Raw genomic sequence first — 19,145 nt, 5'->3', positions numbered from 1 at the left:
GCGCAGCGTAGTCCGCCGGCTCTACGGGTGGTCGAGCACGGTGCGATAGAAATCCTCGATCCGGGCCGCCAGCGTTACCTCACCGTCGGTGATGGCCTCACCGTCCCGGTCACCCAGGCAGATCTGAGTGTGTCCATCGACCCGCCGGATCATCGGGCGGATCGCGAGTGTGTCCGCCGCCACCTTGATCCGCTCGGTCAATGCGGCATGCTGGCTGTCATCACAGGCCAGGTCGCGGCGCAGCTGTACGCCGTCCCGGGTCCAGCCGCCCAACAGCGTGAGAGCATCGCTCAGATAGTCGGAGCCGGGGTCGTTCCGGCGTTTTCTAGCCCGCATGGCCGCACCCCCCGAAGCGTTGTTGCCGGCTTGTGGCCGAACTGTCGCCGTGTCGTCATGGTCGGTACGGACAGTCTTGCCCGTTGGGACAATGATGTCCACGCCCACATATCCGTGTTTGGGGGACGATCGGGGCGGCTCGGGCAACCTGATCGGCGGAGTTTTGTGCGATCTTGGATCTCATGCCGTCGGAACAGTACGTCAAATCCTCGCCATCACCCAGGGTAATCGTGGCGGCCGTCATCATCGATGACGGGCGGGTGCTGGCCTGTCAGCGCAGCTCCCCGCCGGAGGCGGCCGGTAAATGGGAGTTCCCCGGCGGCAAGGTCGAACCGGGGGAGACCGACCAGCAGGCGCTGGTCCGAGAGTGCGCCGAGGAGCTCGGCATCACTGTCGAGGTCGCCGGCCGGGTCGGCCCGGACGTGTCCCTGGCCCACGGCCGTGCCGTGCTCCGGGTCTACGCCGTCGAGGTGCTCGACGGCGGTGTACCGGAGGCGCTGGAGCATTCCGCCCTGCGCTGGCTGACCGTGGACCAGTTGAACAGCGTCCCGTGGCTACCCGCGGACGTGCCGATCGTCGCGGAACTGCCGAAGCTACTGTTCCGCTCCTGAGTACTGCTCGCGCAGCTCCCGCTTGAGCACCTTCATGCTGGGCCCGAGCGGGAGTGACTCGGCGAACCGCACCTGGCGCGGGTACTTGTGCTTGCCCAGGCGCTCCCGGGACCAGTCGATCAGCTCCTGCTCGGTGAGCCCCGCGTCCTCGAGCACGACGACCGCGCAGATCTCCTCGCCGTGCGTCTCGTCCACCACACCGATCACCGCGACCTGCTGGATCGACGGGTGCCGGGCGAGGACCTCCTCGACCTCTCGCGGGTACACGTTGAAGCCGCCCCGGATGATCAGGTCCTTGGTCCGGTCGACGATGCTGATGAAGCCCTCGTCGTCCTTGACGCCGAGGTCACCGGTGCGGAACCAGCCGTCGACGATGGCCTCCGCGGTCGCCTCCGGCCGGTTCAGGTAGCCGGCGAAGACGTTGTGCCCCCGGATCACGATCTCGCCCAGCTCGCCGGTGGGCAGGAACTCGATCCGCTCCGGGATCTCCGGACGGGCGATCTCCACCTCGACGCCCCAGATCGGGTGGCCGACGGTGCCCGGCCGCGCGCCGTACGCCGGCTGGTTCGTGGTCGCCGTCGGCGACGTCTCGGAGAGGCCGTAACCCTCCCAGATGTGCGAACCGAACGCCTCGGCGAACCGCTCCAGCACCGCCACCGGCAGCGACGCCCCGCCGGACACGCAGAGCTTGAGCTTGGGCAGCTCCTCCGCCTTCGCCGCGGCCTCCAGCAGCCCGATGTACATGGTCGGCACGCCGTGGAAGATCGTCACGTTCTCCCGGACGATCAGGTCGATCGCGGCCTCGCCGGAGAAGCGGGGCAGCAGCACCAGCGTCCCGCCCAGCCGGAAGGTGGCGTTCATCCCGACCGTCTGGCCGAACGTGTGGAACAGCGGCAGGCAGCCCAGCACGATGTCGTCGCCGGTGATCGGGTGCACGTCGAAGACGTTCACCGCGGCGTTCATCACCAGGTTGAGGTGGGTGAGCAGGGCGCCCTTCGGCTTGCCGGTGGTGCCGCTGGTGTAGAGGATCACCGCGACGTCCTCGGCCTCGCGGGTCACGTAGGTGTGCAGTGCCGGAACCCGGGCGGACACCTCCTCCAGCCGCTCCGGGGGATTCGGCAGGTCGGCGGGGAGCGGGCCGACGTTGACCAGGCGGGTGCCGGCGAGCTGTGCCGCGCCCGCGCCCACCTGCAGGAACGCGGAGTGGGTGACCAGCAGGTCCGCCTCGCTGTCGGTGAGGACGTAGGCGACCTCCTCCGGGGTGAGCAGCAGCGAGACCGGCACCACCCGGGCGCCCACGGCCAGCGCGGCGTAGTAGACCCGCGGGAAGTCGGCGACGTTCGGGATCATCACGGCGATCGTGTCGCCGGCACCGATGCCGAGCTCGCTCAGGCCCGCCGCATACTCCCGGGCCTGCTGCCAGAGCTCGCGATAAGTGATCCGGGCGCCCGCGTCGATCACCGCGACCTTATCCGGGTAGCGGCGTGCGCTCTCCGCGAGAACGGTGGCCAGGGACAGAGTCGTCATGCTGGGCTTCCTCCGGTCCTAGTAGGCCCGCGAAGTGATGTACGTCGCAGCTTGCGCATAAACTAGCGGCGTAAGTTTTTGCGCGTCCAGTGTTGATTCCTGTTTTTCAGCGATCCGGTTGGAGGAGGAACGGCGGATGGCGAGGCCACGGCAGGCGCTGCTCACCCGTGAGCGCATCGTCGAAGCCGCGTCCACGCTGATCGATGCGGAGGGACTGGACGCACTGTCGATGCGGCGGCTCGCGACCGAGCTGGGCGTGCAGGGCCCGTCGCTCTACAACCACTTCGCCACCAAGGCCGAGATCGTCGACGCGGTCGCCGAGTCGGTGGTCGGCCAGGTGGACATCGGCGTGTTCGCCGACTGCGACTGGCGGGACGGGCTGCGGCTCTGGGCGAAGTCGTACCACGGGGTGCTCTCCGCCCACCCGAACATCGTCCGGGTGCTGGCCACCGGGCCCGGTCGCCGGCCGCACGCGCTGGCCATGGCCGAGGCCGTCTACGGTGCGCTGATCGAGGCCGGCTGGTCGCGCTCGCGGGCCACCCACATCGGCGCGCTGATGCGATACCTGATCACCGGCTCCGCGCTCGGCTCGTTCGCGCTCGGCTTCGAGAACAACCCGGAGATCTACGAGCGCTATCCGCACCTGCACCGCGCCCACGAGCTGTCGGCCCACCGCGCCGCAGTGGACGAGGGTGCCTTCGAACTCGGGCTGGACCTGCTCCTCGCCGGCCTGTCCGAACACTACGACCAGGGGGTACGCCGATGACGTCGGAATTCCGGGAACAGCTCTACATCGGTGGCAATTGGGTGCCGCCCGCTTCCAGCGAACGGATCGAGGTCGAGAACCCGTACACCGAGAAGGTGATCGGGCACGTCCCGGCCGGCACCGCCGAGGACGTGAACCTCGCGGTCTCCGCGGCCCGGCAGGCCTTCGACGGCTGGGCCGGCCTGCCGATGGCCGAGCGCGGTGCCGCCCTCGACCGGCTGCACACGGCGCTCGCCGCCCGCGCGGGTGAGATCGCCCGGACGGTCGGCCTGGAGCTGGGCAGTCCCCTGAAGATCGCGCAGGCGATCCAGGCGGGCCTGCCGCTCGCGGTTCTCCGGGGGTACGCCGATCTGGCCGGCCGCCCCGACGAACCGGAGACGATCGGCAACTCGCTGGTCGTACGCGAGGCGGCCGGCGTGGTCGGCGCGATCACCCCGTGGAACTACCCGCTGCATCAGGTGGTCGCGAAGGTCGGGGCGGCGCTGGCGGCCGGGTGCACGGTGGTGTTGAAGCCGAGCGAGCTCACCCCGCTGGTGGCGTACCTGCTCCTGGACGCCGCGGACGAGGCGGGACTGCCGCCCGGCGTGCTCAACCTGGTCACCGGCACCGGACCGGAGGTCGGCGCGGCGATCGCCGGCCACCCGGACATCGACATGATCTCGTTCACCGGCTCCACCGCGACCGGCCGGGCCATCACGCGCGCCGCCGCCGACCGGATCGCCAAGGTCTCCCTGGAGCTGGGCGGCAAGTCCGCCAACGTGATCCTGGAGGACGCCGACCTGGTCAAAGCGGTCAAGGTCGGCGTCGGCAACGCGTTCCTCAACTCCGGCCAGACCTGTACGGCCTGGACCCGGATGCTGGTGCACCGCGACAACTACGACGAGGCCGTCGCGCTGGCCGCCAAGACCGCGGCCGGCTACAACGTGGGTGACCCGTTCGACCCGGCCACCCGGCTCGGCCCGCTGGTCTCCGCCGCCCAGCGGGAGCGGGTCCGCGGCTTCATCGAGCGGGCCGACGCCCGCCTCGTGGCCGGCGGGCTGGACGTGCCGCTGCCCGGCACCGGGCACTTCGTGGCCCCGACCGTCTTCGCCGACGTCGACCCGGACAGCGAACTGGCCCAGGAGGAGATCTTCGGCCCGGTGCTGTCGATCATTCCGTTCGGAACCGACGACGAAGCCGTCGCGATCGCCAACAATTCGAAGTATGGCCTGGCCGGCGGAGTCTGGGGCGGCGACGAGCACGCGCTCGCGGTGGCCCGGCGGATCCGCACCGGCGCGGTCGACGTGAACGGCGGCTCGTTCAACCCGTTCGCCCCGTTCGGCGGTTACAAGCAGTCCGGCGTCGGCCGGGAGATGGGCCGGTACGGCCTGGAGGAGTTCCAGCAGGTGAAGGCGATCCAACGATGAGCTACTACATCTCCGGCCTGGTGGCTCGCACCGACGGTGCCCCGCCCACGGTCGAGGAGCTGCGCCGGCCCGAGGTCGGCCCCGGCCAGGTGCGCGTGCGGGTCCGGGCGGCCGGCGTCTGCCACTCCGACCTGTCGATGATCAACGGGACGCTCCGGCCGCCGCACCCGCTGGTGCTCGGCCATGAGGCGGCCGGCGAGGTGGTCGAGGTCGGCGAGCACGTCACCCGGGCCGCGGTCGGTGACCACGTGGTCCTGAACTGGCAGCCGCCGTGCCGGTCCTGCTGGTTCTGCGAGCACGGGCAGCCGTGGCTCTGCTCCACCTCCTCCGGGGTGGCGGCCCTGGAGAACGGCATGACGCTGGACGGCGCCCCGGTGCACGTGTGCCTCGGGCTGGGCGCGTTCGCCCAGCAGGTGGTCGCGCCGGAGAACGCGGTCATCGCCGTACCGAAGGAACTCGATCTCGAACTCGCGGCCCTGCTCGGGTGCGCGGTGCTGACCGGCTCCGGCGCGGTCCGCAACACCGCGAACGTGCAGCCCGGCGAATCGGTGGTGGTGATCGGGCTCGGCGGGGTCGGGCTGTCGGTCGTCACGGCGGCCCGGGCGGCCGGCGCCGCCCAGGTGATCGCGGTCGACGTCAGCGAGGCGAAGAAGGGGCTGGCCGAGGCGGCCGGCGCGACCGACTTCCTGGTGTCGTCGGAGGCGCTCTCCAAGGAGGTCCGGGTGCGCACCGAGGGGCGCGGCGCGGACCACGCCATCGAGTGCGTCGGCCGGGCGTCGACGATCCGGGCCGCCTGGCGGGCCACCCGGCGCGGCGGGCAGGTGACCGTGGTCGGGATGGGTTCGGCCGACGACATGGTGCAGCTCGCGGCGCTGGACGTCTTCTCGTCGGCGCGGACCCTGCGGGCCTCGGTGTACGGGCAGGCGGACCCGGACGTGGCGGTTCCGGCGCTGGCCCGCGACGTCCTCGACGGCAAACTGTCCCTGGACCACCTGATCACCGACCGGATCGGCCTGGCCGACGTGCCGGCCGCCTTCGACCGGATGGCTCGGGGCGAGGGCGCCCGCTCGATCGTCCGCCTCTGACGTCCACCGCATCCGACACCCGGTCCGCTTCAGCCGGCCCGGGTGTCGGCGCTTTTCCGGGCGTACCGGGCGTCATCGACGCCGCGGTGAATCGAAAGCGGCCATCGGTCTGGATCGGTGCTATCGGATGTCGGATAGCTGATGGAGTGGGGTGGAGGCCGGTGTCATGGTGCGGCGGTGGGGGAGACGAACGGCGGGGGCGGGCTGCTGGAGCGGTCCGAGCAACTGGCTGAGCTGCGTCAGGCGCACGAGACCGTCCGGAGCGGCCGCGGCGGTGTCCTCGTGCTGCTCGGTGGGGAGGCCGGAGGCGGCAAGACCGCGCTGGTCCGGCGGTTCCGGGCCGAGTGCCGGACGAGCCGGCCGGTGCTCCAGGGCGCCTGCGATCCGCTCTACACGCCCCGGCCGCTGGGCCCGTTCCTGGAGATGGCGCAGGACGCCGGCGGCGCGATCGGGGAGCTGATCGAGCGCGGGGCGAAGTCGTACGAGCTGGCCACCGCGATCATCCGGGACGTACGTGAGCGGCCCGGTCTGGTTCTGGTCCTGGAGGACCTGCACTGGGCCGACGAGGCCACCCTGGACGTGCTCAGCCTGCTCGGCCGGCGCATCGGCGCGCTCCCGGCGCTGGTGATCGCCACCTACCGCAGTGACGAGGTGGGCCGGGGGCACCCGCTGCGGCGGCTGCTCGGTGAGCTGCGGGGCGCGGGAACCCGGCGGCTGAGCGTCGGGCCGCTCTCCGCCGGTGCGGTCTGCGAGCTGGCGAGGTCGCATGGGCGGGACGGGACGGCGCTGCACCGGGCCACCGGCGGCAATCCGTTCTTCGTCACCGAGGTGCTGGCCGGCGATGACGGCGAAGTGCCGCTGACCGTGCGTGACGCGGTGCTGGCCCGCGCCGCCCGGCTCGGTCCCGAGGCGGCCGCGGTGCTGGACGCGGTCTCGGTGACCCCGCCCTACGCGGAGCTGCGCCTGATCGAGGACGCGACCGGCCTGGACGAGGCGCTGCGCGCCGGGATGCTGGAGAGCGTGCCCGGCGGGGTGGCGTTCCGCCACGAGCTGGCGCGGATCACCGTCGAGGAGTCCCTCGCCCCGCACCGGCGCCTGGAGCTGCACCGCGGCGTGTTGCGGGTGCTGCTCGGCGAGCCGGAGAAGGCCGACCCGAGCCGGGTCGCGCATCACGCCGACGCGGCCGGCGACGATGAGGTCGTGCTGGCCTGGGCGCCACGCGCCGCCGAGCGGGCCGCCGGCTCCGGTGCGCACCGGGAGGCCGCCGCGCAGTACGCCCGCGCCCTGCGGTACGCGACCGGCCTCGATCCGGCGGCCCGTGCCGGCCTGCTGGAACGCCGCTCCTACGAGTGCTAGCTGACCGAGCAGACCCAGGACTCGATCGAAGCGCTGCGAGAGGCGATCGACGAGCATCGGCGGGCCGGCGACCGGACCGGCGAGGGCCTCGCGATGTCCACCCTGTCCCGGCGGCTGTGGTGCGGCGGCTGCACCGACGCGGCCGTCGAGGCCGGGCGGGCGGCGTTGCGGCTGCTCGACACGGTGGCGGCCGGGGCGGAGCTGGCGGTGGCGTACACCAATCAGGCCTCGGTCGCGCTCAACATCGAGGAGTACGCCGACACCCTGGAGATGGGGGCGCGGGCGCTGTCGCTGGCGGAGCGGCACAGCGTGCCGGAGGTCGTGGTGCACAGCCTGAACAACGTCGGCACCATGATGCTGCTGGCCGGGGAGGCGGAGGGGATCGGCAAGCTGGAGCGCAGCCTGGCACTGGCCGAGCGGGAGGGCCTGGAGGAGCACATCGGGCGCGCGTACATCCACGCCGGCTGGGCGATGACCCGGGTCCGCTCGTACCACCTGGCGTCCTGGCTGGACCGGGGTGTCCTGGCCTGCGCCGACCTGGGGCTGGAGGCGTGGAAGCACTACGTGCTGGCCTACCGGGCGCGCTACCACCTCGACCTGGGTCGCTGGGAGAAGGCCGCCGCCGACGCCGAGGAGGTGCTGCGCGACGCCAAGCCGGTGCCGCTGCCGCGGATCCTGGCGCTCAGCGTGCTCGGGCTGATCCGGGCCCGGCGCGGTGGCGACGACCCGTGGCCGCTGCTGGACGAGGCGCGCGAGCTCACCGTCGGGCGGGCCGAGCTGCAGTACGTGGCTCCGGTGGCGACCGCCCGGGCCGAGGCGGCCTGGCTGGCCGGCGCCCCGGTGGAGCCGGAGCTCGCGCAGGCCTGGGACCTGGCGTCCCGGCGCGGCGCGAGGTGGATGCTCGGCGAGTTGGCCTGGCTGCGCCGGCTCGCCGGTGACCCGGACCGCGACCTCGCCGGTACGGGGCTGCTCGAACCGTACGCACTGCAGCTCGCCGGTGAGGTGGCGGCCGCCGCCGAGCGCTGGCGGAAGCGGGACTGCGCCTACGACGCGGCGCTCGCCCTGGCCGGTGCCGCGGACGAGGCGTCCCTGCGCACCGCCCTCGCCGAGTTCCAGCGGCTCGGTGCCCGCCCGGCCGCCGCGATCGTGACCCGCCGGCTGCGTTCCCGGGGTGTCCGCGACATCCCGCGCGGCCCGCAGCGCTGGACCCGCGGCAATCCGGCCGAGCTGACCCGCCGGGAGGTCGAGGTGCTGGGCCTGGTTCAGCAGGGGCTGTCGAATGTGGAGATCGCGGAGCGGCTGTTCCTGTCGACGAAGACGGTCCACCACCACGTCTCCGCGATCCTGCGGAAGCTCGGGGTGTCCCGGCGGGGCCAGGCCGCGGCCGAGGCTGCTCGGCTGGGCCTGACCCCGTTCAGCTGACGAGCGTCAGGCAGCGGACGTGATCAGGGCGCGGACGCCCCGGGCGAGGGCGGCCTGGGCCGCCTCGACCGGCAGGTCCATCGCCTCCCGCCAGATCGACCAGGTCGGCCAGAGGCTGATCGCGGTCAGCGCGTCCAACAGATCCCTGTCCGCCCCGATCTCCTCGGGAAACGTGCTGGTCAGCTCGTCGCGGACCCGGGCGACATGGAGCCGGCGGTAATGCTGCAGCGCGTCGGAGAACGGCTCCTTCAGTGCGGACGCCCGCGCCGCCGGCCCGACCTCCTCCAGCAGGCGGGCCCGCTGCCGGCAGTACGCCTCGATCCGCTCGCCGAGCGGCAGGTCCGCCGGAATCGGCAGGTACGACGCGTCACGCTGCTCCAGCACCCGCTGCCCGCTCGCCGCCATCAACGCCTCCATGTCGGCGAAGTGGCTCCACAGCGCACGCAGCGAGACACCGGCGAGCTTGGCGATCCGGTCCGCGGTCGGCCGCAGGTCGCCCTCGGTGATCAGCTGGAGGTGGGCGTCGACGATCGCGTTGCGGGTCCGCTCGGACCGGGCGGTGCGACCGTCGACGCGCGGTGGCTGGGTCACGGACGGCTCCGGTAGCGGTTCAGCTCCCGCCGGGCCAGCGACCGCTTGTGCACCTCGTCGGGGCCGTCGGCGAGACGCAGCGTCCGGGCCGCCACCCAGATCGCGGCGAGCGGCGTGTCCTGGCTGGTGCCGACCGCGCCGTGCGCCTGGATCGCCTTGTCCAGGATCCACTCGACGGTCGCCGGAACCACGATCTTGATGGACTGGATCTCGGTGTGCGCGCCCTTGTTGCCGACGGTGTCCATCAGCCAGGCGGCCTTGAGCACCAGCAGGCGGGCCTGCTCGATCCGGACCCGGGACTCCGCGATCCAGTCCTGGATCACGCCCTGCTCGGCGAGCGGCTTGCCGAACGGGGTCCGGCTCAGCGCGCGCGTGCACATCAACTCCAGGGCGCGTTCGGCCATGCCGATCAGCCGCATGCAGTGGTGGATCCGGCCGGGACCGAGCCGGGCCTGGGAGATCGCGAAGCCGCCGCCCTCGACGCCGATCAGGTTGGTCGCCGGCACCCGGACGTTCTCGAAGATCAGCTCGGCGTGGCCGCCGTGGTCGCCGTCGGTGTAGCCGAAGACGGTCATGCCGCGCTTCACCGTGAGGCCCGGGGTGTCCCGTGGCACCAGGATCTGGCTCTGCTGCACGTGCCGGTCCGCGTCCGGGTCGGTCTTGCCCATCACGATGAAGATCTTGCAGTTCGGATTCATCGCGCCGGTGATGAAGAACTTGTGGCCGTTGATGACGTACTCGTCACCGTCCCGCTCGATCCGGGTGCCGATGTTGGTGGCGTCCGAGGAGGCCACCTGCGGCTCGGTCATCGCGAACGCGGATCGGATCTCGCCGGCCAGCAGCGGCTTCAGCCACCGTTCCCGCTGCTGCGCGGTGCCGAACTCGGCGAGCACCTCCATGTTGCCGGTGTCCGGGGCGTTGCAGTTCAGCGCGGCCGGTGCGATCGCCGGGCTGCGCCCGGTGATCTCGGCGAGCGGCGCGTACTGCAGGTTGGTCAGCCCGGCACCGTGCTCTCCCGGAAGGAAGAGATTCCAGAGCCCGGCGGCTTTCGCCGCGGATTTCAACTCCTCCAGTACGGCCGGGGGCTCCCAGCCGTCGGAGTGGAACGAGGCTTCGGCCGGGTACACGTGCTCGTCCATGAAGGCGAGCAGCCGCTTGCGGTAGTCCTCGGTCGTCGCGTCGAACTCGAAGTCCATCAGTGTCCTTCCAGCGCTCGGTGGCCCTGTTCGATCAGCGCGGGCACCATCGCGCCGACGTTGTCGAAGCCGGCGCCGACGGTCTGGCCCTTGGTGTAGCGATAGTGCACGCCCTCCAGGATGACGGCGAGCTTGAACGCGGCGAATCCCACATACCAGTGCAGATCGCTCACATCGCGACCGCTGCGTTCGGCGTACCGCGTGCTCATCTCGTCGAGCGAGGGGTGGCCGGGCAGGTCGATCGGGGCGAACGGTTCGCCGTCCTTGAAGAGCAGCGGGCGGCCGACGTAGACCAGCATCAGGGCGAGGTCGCTGAGCGGGTCGCCGAGGGTGGACATCTCCCAGTCGAGCACCGCGTTGACTTCCAGGGAGCCGCCGATCAGCACGTTGTCCAGGCGGAAGTCGCCGTGCACGACCGCACCCGGGCCGCCGGCCGGGATCTCCGCGGCCAGCCGGGCGTGCAACTCCTCGATGCCGGGCAGTTCCCGGCTGCGGGACGCGTCGAGCTGCTGCTTCCAGCGGCGCGCCTGGCGCGCGTTGAACCCCTCCGGCTTGCCGAAGTCGCCCAGCCCGATCTTCTCCGGGTCCAGCGAGTGCAGGTCGGCGAGCGTGTCCACCAGGGTGAAGGTCAGCGCCCGCAGGTCGACTCCGTCGAACTGGGTCGCGTCCCGGTAGATCGTGCCGTCGACGTGCTCCATCAGGTAGAAGGGCGCGCCGAGGACCGCGAGGTCGTCACAGAGCAGGACCGGCGCCGGGACCGGGAAGCCCGCCTGGGAGAGCGCGGACAGCACGCGGTGCTCGCGGGCCATGTCATGCGCGGTCGGAAGCACGTGCCCGAGCGGCGGCCGGCGCAGCACCCAGCGGTTCGTCCCGTCGGTCACCGCGTACGTCAGATTCGACCGCCCACCGGCGAACATCGTCCCGGTCAGCGGGGGACTGTCCAGATAGGCCTGGAGCTTCTCCAGGTCGAGGCCCTTCATTTCGCGCCCTCGAAGCCGCGCTGCAACTTGTTCATGCCACCCAGCCAACGGTCCGGATCCGCCGCGCGCAAGCGGTAGTAGTCGGCGACCTCCGGATGCGGCAGGATCAGGAACTCGTTGCCGTCCAGCGACTCGGCGACCAGGTCGGCCACCGCGGCCGGCTCCAGGGCGCCGTTGGCGAGCAGCGCCGCGCTGCCGCTGCCGCGGGCGTTCCCGCCGGTCAGCATGTCGGTGCGGACACCCTGGGGGCAGAGCGCCTGGACGATCAGACCCCGGTGCGCGTACGTGGCCCGCAGCCACTCCGCGTAGGCGAGCGCCGCGTGCTTCGTCACCGAGTAGGTGGCGCTGCCCAGCAGGGTCAGCAGCCCGGCCGCGCTCACCGTGATCAGCAGCCGCTTCGGCGTCTCCGAGTCGAGCCAGCGGGGCAGCAGCGCGCGGGTCACGTAGACGTGCGACATCACGTTCACGCCGAAGTCGCGTTCCCACAGCCCGTCGGGGGTGTTCTCGTCGCCGGCGGTGAGCACCCCGGCGTTCGAGCAGAACAGGTCGATGCCGCCCAGCTCGGAGAAGGCGACCTCGATCAATCGCTGGGTGTCGGCCTCCGACGCGGCGTCCGCGGGAACCGCGATCCCGCCGATCTCGGCGGCGACCCGCGCCACCGCGTCCGGGTCGATGTCGCTGACCACGACCTTCGCGCCGTCGGCGGCGAACCGGCGGGCCAGCGCCGCGCCGATCCCGCCGCCGGCGCCGGTGACGACGACCCGGGTCACTCGACCACCCCGGTCAGGGTGACGCCACCGTCGATCACGATGGTCTGGCCGGTGATCCAGGAGGCGTCCGGCGAGCAGAGGAACGCGACCGTGCCGGCCACGTCCTCCGGAGCGCCCAGCCGCTTCAGCGGGTACGTCGCGGTGACCTGCTCCTCCCGGCCCTCGAAGAGCGCGGCGGCGAAGCGGGTCTTGACCACGGCCGGGGCGACCGCGTTCACCCGGATCTTCGGGGCCAGCTCGACGGCCAGCTCCTCGGTGAGGTGGATCAGCGCGGCCTTGGTGGTGCCGTAGAACGCGATGCCGGGCGCCGGGCGGACCCCGGAGACCGAGGAGATGTTGACGACCGAGCCGCCGGCCTCGGCCAGCCCGCCGCGCAGCGCCTCCTGCACCCAGCCGAGCGTGCCGATCAGGTTGACCTCGGCCATCTTGCGGGCCGCGTTCAGGTCGAGCTTGGCCAGCGGCCCGTACGCCGGGTTGATCCCGATGTTGTTGATCAGGGTGGTTACCGGCCCGAACTTCGTGTTCACCGCGTCGATCACCTCGGCCCGGTGCCCCGCGTCGTCGCCCTTGCCGGCCACCCCGAGCGCCACGTCCGGGCCGCCCAGCTCCTTCACCGCTGCTTGCAAGGCGTCCGCGTCCCGACCGGTGATCGCGACCTTCGCGCCCTGGGCGACGAAGCGTTGCGCGATGGCGAACCCGATTCCCCGGCTTGCCCCGGTCACGATTGCCACTTGGTCCGCCATCGCACTACCTCCTAGGTTTTTTGCACTCAGAGTGCGGATACTACGCTGCCGGGATCCCGTTCTGCGGGGGTGTCACGGCTTGGCCGGTGTACGGCTGCACGGGGCTGTCGCCGTCATCCGTGCTGTAGGCCTGACCGAAGAAGACCGCCTTGCCGCCCTCGATCTTGGTGAGCTGGGTCCCGCCGTACCCGGAATGGTCCTTGTCGCTGAAGCGCAGCGGGACCAGACCCGGGCCCTGGAAACCGTTCTTCTGCACCGCGGCGATGATCCCGTCGCGGGTCAGGTCCTTGCCCGCGGCCTGCAGCGACTGCACGAACAGGTACGCCACGGCCATCCCGTAGACGATGTTGTTGTCGAACTCCGCGCCGCCGTTGTACTGGGCGTTGACCTTCTTGAAGAGCTGGATCCACGGGCTGGCGTCATCCGTGGTGAGCGGTAGGTAGTTCGCCGCGACCACGCCCTCCAGCAGCGCCGCGGCCGGGCCCAGCGCCTTGCTGACGGTGGCCGGGTCGGCGCCCACGTTGCTCACCACGAACTGCGGCTTGAAGCCGATCTTCGCGGCGGTGCCGATCGACAGTGCGGTGAAGCCCGGGATGGTGGCCAGCAGGACCACCTGGCAGCCGGCCGCCTTGAGCGCGCCCATCTGCGGGCCGACGTTCGGGTTGCTGGTCACGTAGGTCTGCTTGTCGGCGATCGGGCCCAGGGTCTTCTCGATTCCGGCCAGGCTGTCCTTTCCGAAGTCGTCGCCCTGGCCGAGGAAGCAGGCCTTCTTGCCGGCCAGGTTCTCCTTGACGTAGGTGCCGAGAACCTTGCCCTCGACGGTGTAGTCCGGATTGAAGCCGAACGTGCCCGGGTACTTGTCCGGCTGGTTCCAGCTGCGGCTGCCGCTGGCCACGAAGAGGTCCGGCACCCGGTTGGTCTTCAGGAAGTCCAGCACGCCGGAGTGCGTCGGGGTGCCCAGGCCGTTCAGGATCGCGAAGACCTTGTCCTGCAGCACCAGCTCCCGAACCACCTGCTGGGTGGTCGCCGGGTTGTAGCCGTCGTCCTTGATCTTGTACGTGATCTTCCGGCCGTTGATCCCGCCGCCCGCGTTGACGAAGTCGAAGTACGCCTTCGTGGCCGGTGCGATCTTGGAATATCCGGCCGCGGCCGGGCCCGTCAGGGGCATGTGGGTGCCGACGACGACTTCGGTGTCGGTGACGCCGGGGACGCTGGCGCTGCTGGTGTTGCCGCCTCCGGAGCCGCTGTCACATGCCGCGGCGAACAGAAGGACGGCGAGGAACACCGCCGTGGTGCGTTTCATCGTTTCCTCCTGAAATTGGTGTGGATTGACGCGAGGCCGCCCGGGGCGGCGAGCATGACGACGACGAGCACCACGCCGAAGATCACCAGGGCCAGGTTCCCCTCCAGGTGCTGCGAGCCGGAGCGTTCACTGGCGGTCTGTGCCAGCGCCGGCAGGGCCACCAGCAGCACCGCACCCAGCAGTGCGCCGACCAGGCGGCCCAGGCCACCGATCACGATGGCCATGACCAGGAACAACGACAGGGTCAGCGGGAACGCGCCGGGCGAGACGCTCTGCGCCAGGAAAGCGAAGAGGACGCCGGCCAGGCCGGCGCAGGCCGCGCTGACGACAAAGGCGATCACCTGGGTACGGGCGACGTGCACCCCGGCCAGTCGCGCCGCGGTCTCGTCGTCGCGCACCGCGCGCAGATCCCGTCCGAACCGGCCCCGCACGAGCGTGGCCAGGAGGAACGCGGTGACCAGCGCGCCCGCCCAGCAGAGCCAGGCCTGCCACTGCTCCATCGGGACGACCCCGGGTGGTGGGTCGAGCGCCACCGACAGGCCCATGTCGCTGTTGAACGTCTCGTCGAACGTGCTGGTCACCGACGGCACCACGACCGCGACCGCGAGGGTCAGGCCGGCCAGGTACGGACCACGCAGCCGAGCCGCGGCCAGACCGATCACCACGCCCGCCAGAGTCGTGGTGAGGATCGCGGCCAGGACGCTCAGCGGCATGGACAGCCACCGGTTCTGTGCGAGGGCGAACGTGTACGCGCCGGTGGCCATCAGCGCGCCGTGCCCGAGCGAGAGCTGCCCGTTCAGTCCGGTGAGGACGGTCAGCCCCGCGGTCACCGTGAAGTAGGCGCCGACCGTCGCCAGCTGATAGTTCCGGAACGGCGGCAGCACGTAGGTCAGGGCCAGAACGAGGAGAGCGCCCAGGATGATCGGTACGAGCGGCGGGACGCGCCGCCTTCTTCGTGCCAGCGTCTGTCCGGACCTGGTGGGACTCTTCTGCAGCACTCCGGTCACGCCAGCCTCGCCTTCGAACTGGAGAAGAGCCCGCCGGGACGGCCCAGCAGCACCACCACGAGCAGGAGCAGCACCGCCATCGGGGCGACCGTCGCACCCAGGTAACCGCTGACGTAGGAGAGCAGGAGCCCGACGATCAGGCCGCCGGTCACCGCACCGATCGGACTGTCCAGGCCGCCCACCACGGCCGCCGTGAACGCGGACACGAAGACCACATCCATCGCGGTCGGGTGCAGGCCCAGCTCGGTCGGGACCACCAGCATCCCGGCCAGGGAACCGACCGCGGCGGCGAGGGCCCAGCCCAGCGTCAACATGCCACCGACCGGGACGCCGAGCAGCCGCGAGACGTCCGGGGCGAACGCCGCCGCTCGCATGCGCAGACCCACCGGCGTACGGGTGAAGAGAACCGTGAGAGCGACGACCACCGCGCCCACCGCGGCGAAGACGAAGACGTCGTAGCGGCTGAGCAGCGCGACGCCACCGACCTCGAACGCGTCCCGCCGGAACGGGGTCTCGACCGGGCGGTACTCGTTGCCGTAGAGGATGCCGAGCACGCCCTGCACGATCAGAACCAGGCCGAGCGCGACGACCACGCCGTTGAGCGGCGACGAGTGGTCGACGAAGCGCATCACCGCCTTCTCCACCGCGATGCCCAGAAGCAGGCCGAAGACGAGCGAGGCGGCGAAACCGAGCCAGTAGGAGCCGGTCTTCTCGGTGACCGAGTAGCCGACGTAGACGGCGGCGACCGCCATCGCGCCCTGTGCGAAGTTGACGATCCGGGCGGCCCGCCAGATCAGCACCAGGGCCAGCGCGAACGCGGCGTAGACCGCGCCGCGGCTGAGCCCGTCGAAGGTCAGGTAGACAAATCTGTCCATCGGTCCCCCTCAGAAACCCAGGTAGGCGTGCCGGAGCGCGGCGTCGTCGCGCAGGTCGGCGGCGCTGTTGCGGGTGACCACCCGGCCCAGCGACAGCACGACGCCCTCGTCCGCGACCGACAGCGCGCTGCGCACGTTCTGCTCGACCAGCAGGACCGCGAGGCCGGTACGTTCCCGCAGGTCACGCAGGAGCGCCAAGATCTGCGCGGTCACCATGGGGGCCAGCCCCAGCGACGGCTCGTCGAGCAGCAGCAGCCGCGGCCGGCCGATCAGCGCCCGGCCCAGCGCGAGCATCTGCCGCTCGCCGCCGGAGAGTTGATGGCCGGCGCTGGCACGTCGTTGTGCCAGCGCCGGGAAGAGGTCGTAGACCTCGCTCAGGGCGCGTGCCGCGTCCGCGCGATCACGTCGCCAGAGACCGCCGAGCCGCAGGTTCTCGTCGACGGTCAGCTCGGTGACCACCCCACGGCCCTCGGGGACGTGGGCGATCCCGCGGCGCACCATCTGCTCGACCCGGACTCCGCGCAGCTCCTCACCGTCGAAGGCGATCCGCCCGTGATCCGCTCTGACCAGGCCGGAGAGGGTACGCAGCAACGTCGTCTTGCCAGCACCGTTCGCACCCAGGACGGCGACGATCTCGCCGGGTCGCACGGTCAGGCGGACGTCGTGCAGGACGGGTGCCGCGCCGTACCCGGCGGTGAGGTCCTCGACCTCGAGCAGCGGGGTCCGCTTCTGGTAGGGCTCGTCCAGCCCGGCCGCTTTCACGCCACGGCTCCCAGGTACGCCTCGGTGACCTTCTCGTTCGCGCTGATCTCGACCGGTGGGCCGAGCGCGATCGGTTTGCCGAAGTCGAGGACCAGGATCTCGTCGCAGACCGCCATGACCAGGTCCATGTGGTGCTCGACCAGCAGCACCGTGGTGTCCGTGTCGCGGATCAGCCCGGCCAGCCACTGGATCTCGTCGGCGTCCAGCCCACCGGCCGGTTCGTCGAGCATCAGGATCCGTGGCCGGGAGGCGAGGGCGCGCGCCAGCTCGATCCGCTTACGGATCGCGTAGGGCAGCGCGCCGGGGTGCTCGTACGCATATTCCGCGGCGCCGCATCGCTCCAGGGCATCGAGAGCGTCCTGTTCGGACCGTTTCTCGCGGCCCCCTCGCCACCCGCGTCTCGAGGGCTGTCCGGAGTGCCGGCCTTCGTGCTCGCCTTGTTCCGAGGGCTGTCCGGAGTGCCGGCCTTCTTGGCCGCCGCGTTCCGAGGGCTCTCCGGAGTGCCAGTCTCCTTGCTCGCCGCGTTCCGAGGGCTGTCCGGAGTGCCGGCTCTCTCGCCATCCTCGTTCCGAGGGCTGCCTGGAGTGGCGGTTCCGGATGCCGACCTGCACGTTCTCCAGGACGGTGAGGCCGCTGAACTGACCCACTCCCTGCAGCGTGCGGGCGATCCCGAGTCGGTTGAGGTGGTGTGGCCGCGGCCGCCAGGCCCTGCCGTCGAGGGTGATCTCCCCGGCGGTCGGCGTGACGAAGCCGCAGATGACGTTGAAGAGCGTGGTCTTGCCGGCGCCGTTCGGCCCGATCACCCCGACGATCCGCCCGGCGGGAACCCGCAGCGAGACGTCATCGAGAGCGGTCAGCCCACCGAAGCGAACCGTTATGTGGTCGAGTGCAAGCTCGTGATCAGGGATTTTCGTCGACATGGCCACCTCGTTCGGACAGCAAGGGTCCACAGTGGAGCGTGATGGTCAACTATTTACACTAGGAGTGTAACTTTCTGATCGGGCTCGTCAACTACTTGCAACATCCCCGTTACCTAACGCATCGCCCGATGCTCGTGATCAGCGAAAAGGCCCGCTGCTGCAGGGGTTGTCCAGTGGGTCTACCCTGCGCTGAGCCATCGAATGCGAGTGCCCGAGGAGCCCGATGAGCGCCCAGTCGCCCCACCCCACTCCGGACGACGCCCAGCCGGACGCGTCTCGGGACGAGGGCCTGACGCCGCCCGCCGACCCGTGGTCGTCGAGCGACCCGCTGTCCGCTCCGGATCCGTTCTTCACGGCCCCCGCGTCGCCGGCCTCCGACCCGCTGGCTACCGCCACGCCGCCGCCGGTCCGGCCCTCCGCGCCAGTGGCCGATGCGCAGCCTCCGTCGTCGACGCCGCTGCCCCCGTCGGCATCGCTGCCTCCGCTGCTGCCGTCGGCAGCCCCGTTGCCGAGCGCGTACACGCCGCCCCCTGCGCAGCCGTCGCCCTACGGGACCACGCCTCCCGGACCGCAGGTCTACCCGCCGCAGGCCTACCCAGCCCCGGCTCCGGCCTATCCGACCTACCCGGCCCAGGGCTATCCGGGCGCGGCGCCGGGCGCGGTTCAGGGCTATCCGGGCGCGGCATCGGGCGCGGCTCAGGGCTATCCGGGCGCGGCGCCGGGCGTGGCTCCGGGCTATCCGGGGGCGGCGCCGGGCTATCCGGGCGCCGCGCCGAACTACAACGGCACCCAGGCGCCCTACTACTACCCCCAGGCCTACCCGGCCGGCCCGATCAGGTCGTTGCGCGTCCCGGCCGGCCTGGCCATCGCCGGTCTGGCCCTGGCCCTGGTCTTCGGGTTCCTCCTCGAGATCATGGACTTTGTTGTCGGCGATGGACTCACGAGCGCGGGCGTCGACGGCCTTGGGGCTGCCGCGGGCGTTGGTTACCTGATCGCCTTCATCTTCACGATCGTGACCTTCATGGTCTGGCTCCACCGGGCCTCGACGAACCTCTGGAATACCGGCCACGGGATGAAATGGCGCCCCGGCTGGACCATCGGCGGCTGGTTCATCCCGTTCGCGAACCTGGTCATCCCGCTCCTGGTGTTCCGCGAGGTCGACCGCGAGACCCATGACCACGGCAGCGGCCTCTTCGCGACGTGGGCTGTCGCCTGGATTCTCACCCCCATCTTGGAGCGCGTCGGCCAGGTCCCGGGCACGTTGCTGTCCGCCTCCTCGGGCGTTGCTCTCCTGGTCTCCGGGGTAGCTGCGATCTTCCTGATCCGCCGGATCACCGACGGCCAGGAACAGCGGTTCCTCCAGTCCCAGCCCAACTGATCACCCGCCTGGGTGGCTGCCCGAACCGGCCGGCCTCCCAGGCCGTCATCAGAACCATGGCTGCCTGGCACCGCGTGGCTGCCTGAACGGGCTGGCCTCCCCGGCTGTCAT

19 protein-coding genes are annotated in these 19,145 nt (G+C 71.1%); 7 read left to right on the top strand and 12 right to left on the bottom strand.

The genetic code is table 11. The features are described 5' to 3' along the window. Nucleotides 1-21: 21 nt before the first annotated feature. Nucleotides 22-336 carry a pterin dehydratase gene (locus CHC09_RS04250; RefSeq protein WP_089291578.1) on the bottom strand — a complete coding sequence of 105 codons (315 nt, stop codon included), beginning with the start codon at nucleotides 334-336 and terminating at the stop codon, nucleotides 22-24. Between the two features lie 182 nt (nucleotides 337-518). On the opposite strand from CHC09_RS04250, the gene CHC09_RS04245 reads away from it, so the two are divergent. Next, nucleotides 519-947, top strand: coding sequence for a (deoxy)nucleoside triphosphate pyrophosphohydrolase (locus CHC09_RS04245; protein WP_089291577.1), 429 nt, complete (start codon nucleotides 519-521; stop codon nucleotides 945-947). Here the strand turns inward: CHC09_RS04245 and CHC09_RS04240 are convergent. Beyond that, entirely contained in the window at nucleotides 930-2,474 is a 1,545-nt protein-coding gene (locus tag CHC09_RS04240; RefSeq protein ID WP_089291576.1) for a long-chain-fatty-acid--CoA ligase, read from the bottom strand. The genes CHC09_RS04245 and CHC09_RS04240 overlap by 18 nt on opposite strands. Before the next feature lie 136 nt (nucleotides 2,475-2,610). Here CHC09_RS04240 and CHC09_RS04235 point away from each other — a divergent pair, with 136 nt between their 5' ends. The 5 genes from CHC09_RS04235 to CHC09_RS47390 all read left to right on the top strand — a co-directional run bounded on the left by CHC09_RS04235 (nucleotide 2,611) and on the right by CHC09_RS47390 (nucleotide 8,509). Then, entirely contained in the window at nucleotides 2,611-3,240 is a 630-nt protein-coding gene (locus CHC09_RS04235) for a TetR/AcrR family transcriptional regulator (RefSeq protein ID WP_089291575.1), read from the top strand. Then, nucleotides 3,237-4,646, top strand: a complete 1,410-nt coding sequence (locus tag CHC09_RS04230) for an aldehyde dehydrogenase family protein (protein ID WP_089291574.1) — start codon at nucleotides 3,237-3,239, stop codon at nucleotides 4,644-4,646. The genes CHC09_RS04235 and CHC09_RS04230 overlap by 4 nt, the downstream gene beginning before the upstream one ends. After that, nucleotides 4,643-5,731, top strand: a complete 1,089-nt coding sequence (locus CHC09_RS04225) for an alcohol dehydrogenase catalytic domain-containing protein (RefSeq protein ID WP_179276933.1) — start codon at nucleotides 4,643-4,645, stop codon at nucleotides 5,729-5,731. Before CHC09_RS04230 ends, CHC09_RS04225 begins: the two co-directional genes overlap by 4 nt. A 177-nt stretch (nucleotides 5,732-5,908) precedes the next feature. Further along, the gene (locus tag CHC09_RS47395; protein WP_239137995.1) at nucleotides 5,909-7,087 is read left to right on the top strand and encodes an ATP-binding protein; all 1,179 of its coding nucleotides are present in this window, start codon (nucleotides 5,909-5,911) and stop codon (nucleotides 7,085-7,087) included. 93 nt (nucleotides 7,088-7,180) lie between these two features. Beyond that, on the top strand, nucleotides 7,181-8,509 hold the full coding sequence (locus CHC09_RS47390) for a helix-turn-helix transcriptional regulator (protein ID WP_239137997.1): 1,329 nt from the start codon (nucleotides 7,181-7,183) through the stop codon (nucleotides 8,507-8,509). Between the two features lie 6 nt (nucleotides 8,510-8,515). Here CHC09_RS47390 and CHC09_RS04215 read toward each other — a convergent pair whose 3' ends face one another. The 10 genes from CHC09_RS04215 to CHC09_RS47065 are packed head-to-tail and all read right to left on the bottom strand — an operon-like array spanning nucleotide 8,516 to nucleotide 17,656. After that, nucleotides 8,516-9,100, bottom strand: a complete 585-nt coding sequence (locus tag CHC09_RS04215) for a TetR/AcrR family transcriptional regulator (protein WP_089291573.1) — start codon at nucleotides 9,098-9,100, stop codon at nucleotides 8,516-8,518. Continuing rightward, nucleotides 9,097-10,296, bottom strand: coding sequence for an acyl-CoA dehydrogenase family protein (locus CHC09_RS04210; RefSeq protein ID WP_089291572.1), 1,200 nt, complete (start codon nucleotides 10,294-10,296; stop codon nucleotides 9,097-9,099). Before CHC09_RS04210 ends, CHC09_RS04215 begins: the two co-directional genes overlap by 4 nt. Next, a complete protein-coding gene (locus CHC09_RS04205; RefSeq protein ID WP_089291571.1) occupies nucleotides 10,296-11,276 on the bottom strand; it encodes a phosphotransferase family protein in 981 nt (326 codons plus the stop codon). The genes CHC09_RS04210 and CHC09_RS04205 overlap by 1 nt, the downstream gene beginning before the upstream one ends. Next, nucleotides 11,273-12,046, bottom strand: coding sequence for an SDR family oxidoreductase (locus CHC09_RS04200; protein WP_089291570.1), 774 nt, complete (start codon nucleotides 12,044-12,046; stop codon nucleotides 11,273-11,275). Before CHC09_RS04200 ends, CHC09_RS04205 begins: the two co-directional genes overlap by 4 nt. After that, a complete protein-coding gene (locus tag CHC09_RS04195; RefSeq protein WP_089291569.1) occupies nucleotides 12,043-12,789 on the bottom strand; it encodes an SDR family oxidoreductase in 747 nt (248 codons plus the stop codon). Before CHC09_RS04195 ends, CHC09_RS04200 begins: the two co-directional genes overlap by 4 nt. Before the next feature lie 40 nt (nucleotides 12,790-12,829). Next, nucleotides 12,830-14,092 carry an ABC transporter substrate-binding protein gene (locus tag CHC09_RS04190; protein WP_089291568.1) on the bottom strand — a complete coding sequence of 421 codons (1,263 nt, stop codon included), beginning with the start codon at nucleotides 14,090-14,092 and terminating at the stop codon, nucleotides 12,830-12,832. Next, the gene (locus CHC09_RS04185) at nucleotides 14,089-15,099 is read right to left on the bottom strand and encodes a branched-chain amino acid ABC transporter permease (RefSeq protein WP_373871877.1); all 1,011 of its coding nucleotides are present in this window, start codon (nucleotides 15,097-15,099) and stop codon (nucleotides 14,089-14,091) included. The genes CHC09_RS04190 and CHC09_RS04185 overlap by 4 nt, the downstream gene beginning before the upstream one ends. Beyond that, a complete protein-coding gene (locus CHC09_RS04180; RefSeq protein WP_089291567.1) occupies nucleotides 15,096-15,974 on the bottom strand; it encodes a branched-chain amino acid ABC transporter permease in 879 nt (292 codons plus the stop codon). The genes CHC09_RS04185 and CHC09_RS04180 overlap by 4 nt, the downstream gene beginning before the upstream one ends. Before the next feature lie 9 nt (nucleotides 15,975-15,983). After that, entirely contained in the window at nucleotides 15,984-16,736 is a 753-nt protein-coding gene (locus CHC09_RS04175) for an ABC transporter ATP-binding protein (RefSeq protein WP_089291566.1), read from the bottom strand. Further along, on the bottom strand, nucleotides 16,733-17,656 hold the full coding sequence (locus tag CHC09_RS47065; protein WP_203833014.1) for an ABC transporter ATP-binding protein: 924 nt from the start codon (nucleotides 17,654-17,656) through the stop codon (nucleotides 16,733-16,735). The genes CHC09_RS04175 and CHC09_RS47065 overlap by 4 nt, the downstream gene beginning before the upstream one ends. 223 nt (nucleotides 17,657-17,879) lie before the next feature. Between CHC09_RS47065 and CHC09_RS04160 the strand changes: the two genes are divergently transcribed. Then, on the top strand, nucleotides 17,880-19,034 hold the full coding sequence (locus tag CHC09_RS04160) for a DUF4328 domain-containing protein (RefSeq protein WP_089291565.1): 1,155 nt from the start codon (nucleotides 17,880-17,882) through the stop codon (nucleotides 19,032-19,034). The last annotated feature ends 111 nt before the right edge of the window (nucleotides 19,035-19,145 follow it).

It is taken from the genome of Actinoplanes regularis, assembly GCF_900188005.1.
Classification (GTDB): Bacteria; Actinomycetota; Actinomycetes; order Mycobacteriales; family Micromonosporaceae; genus Actinoplanes; species Actinoplanes regularis.
Note: the sequence above shows the minus strand (reverse complement) of the source record. Positions and strands in the feature narration are given on the sequence as shown.

Excerpts from the sequence above, each read along its gene's own strand:
- CHC09_RS47065 (WP_203833014.1), bottom strand. The coding sequence starts at position 17,656 with ATGTCGACGAAAATCCCTGATCACGAGCTTGCACTCGACCACATAACG.
- CHC09_RS04190 (WP_089291568.1), bottom strand. The coding sequence starts at position 14,092 with ATGAAACGCACCACGGCGGTGTTCCTCGCCGTCCTTCTGTTCGCCGCG.
- CHC09_RS47390 (WP_239137997.1), top strand. The coding sequence starts at position 7,181 with ATGTCCACCCTGTCCCGGCGGCTGTGGTGCGGCGGCTGCACCGACGCG.
- CHC09_RS04205 (WP_089291571.1), bottom strand. The coding sequence starts at position 11,276 with ATGAAGGGCCTCGACCTGGAGAAGCTCCAGGCCTATCTGGACAGTCCC.
- CHC09_RS04195 (WP_089291569.1), bottom strand. The coding sequence starts at position 12,789 with ATGGCGGACCAAGTGGCAATCGTGACCGGGGCAAGCCGGGGAATCGGG.
- CHC09_RS04250 (WP_089291578.1), bottom strand. The coding sequence starts at position 336 with ATGCGGGCTAGAAAACGCCGGAACGACCCCGGCTCCGACTATCTGAGC.
- CHC09_RS04245 (WP_089291577.1), top strand. The coding sequence starts at position 519 with ATGCCGTCGGAACAGTACGTCAAATCCTCGCCATCACCCAGGGTAATC.
- CHC09_RS04180 (WP_089291567.1), bottom strand. The coding sequence starts at position 15,974 with ATGGACAGATTTGTCTACCTGACCTTCGACGGGCTCAGCCGCGGCGCG.
- CHC09_RS04225 (WP_179276933.1), top strand. The coding sequence starts at position 4,643 with ATGAGCTACTACATCTCCGGCCTGGTGGCTCGCACCGACGGTGCCCCG.
- CHC09_RS04240 (WP_089291576.1), bottom strand. The coding sequence starts at position 2,474 with ATGACGACTCTGTCCCTGGCCACCGTTCTCGCGGAGAGCGCACGCCGC.
- CHC09_RS04230 (WP_089291574.1), top strand. The coding sequence starts at position 3,237 with ATGACGTCGGAATTCCGGGAACAGCTCTACATCGGTGGCAATTGGGTG.
- CHC09_RS04210 (WP_089291572.1), bottom strand. The coding sequence starts at position 10,296 with ATGGACTTCGAGTTCGACGCGACGACCGAGGACTACCGCAAGCGGCTG.
- CHC09_RS04235 (WP_089291575.1), top strand. The coding sequence starts at position 2,611 with ATGGCGAGGCCACGGCAGGCGCTGCTCACCCGTGAGCGCATCGTCGAA.
- CHC09_RS04160 (WP_089291565.1), top strand. The coding sequence starts at position 17,880 with ATGAGCGCCCAGTCGCCCCACCCCACTCCGGACGACGCCCAGCCGGAC.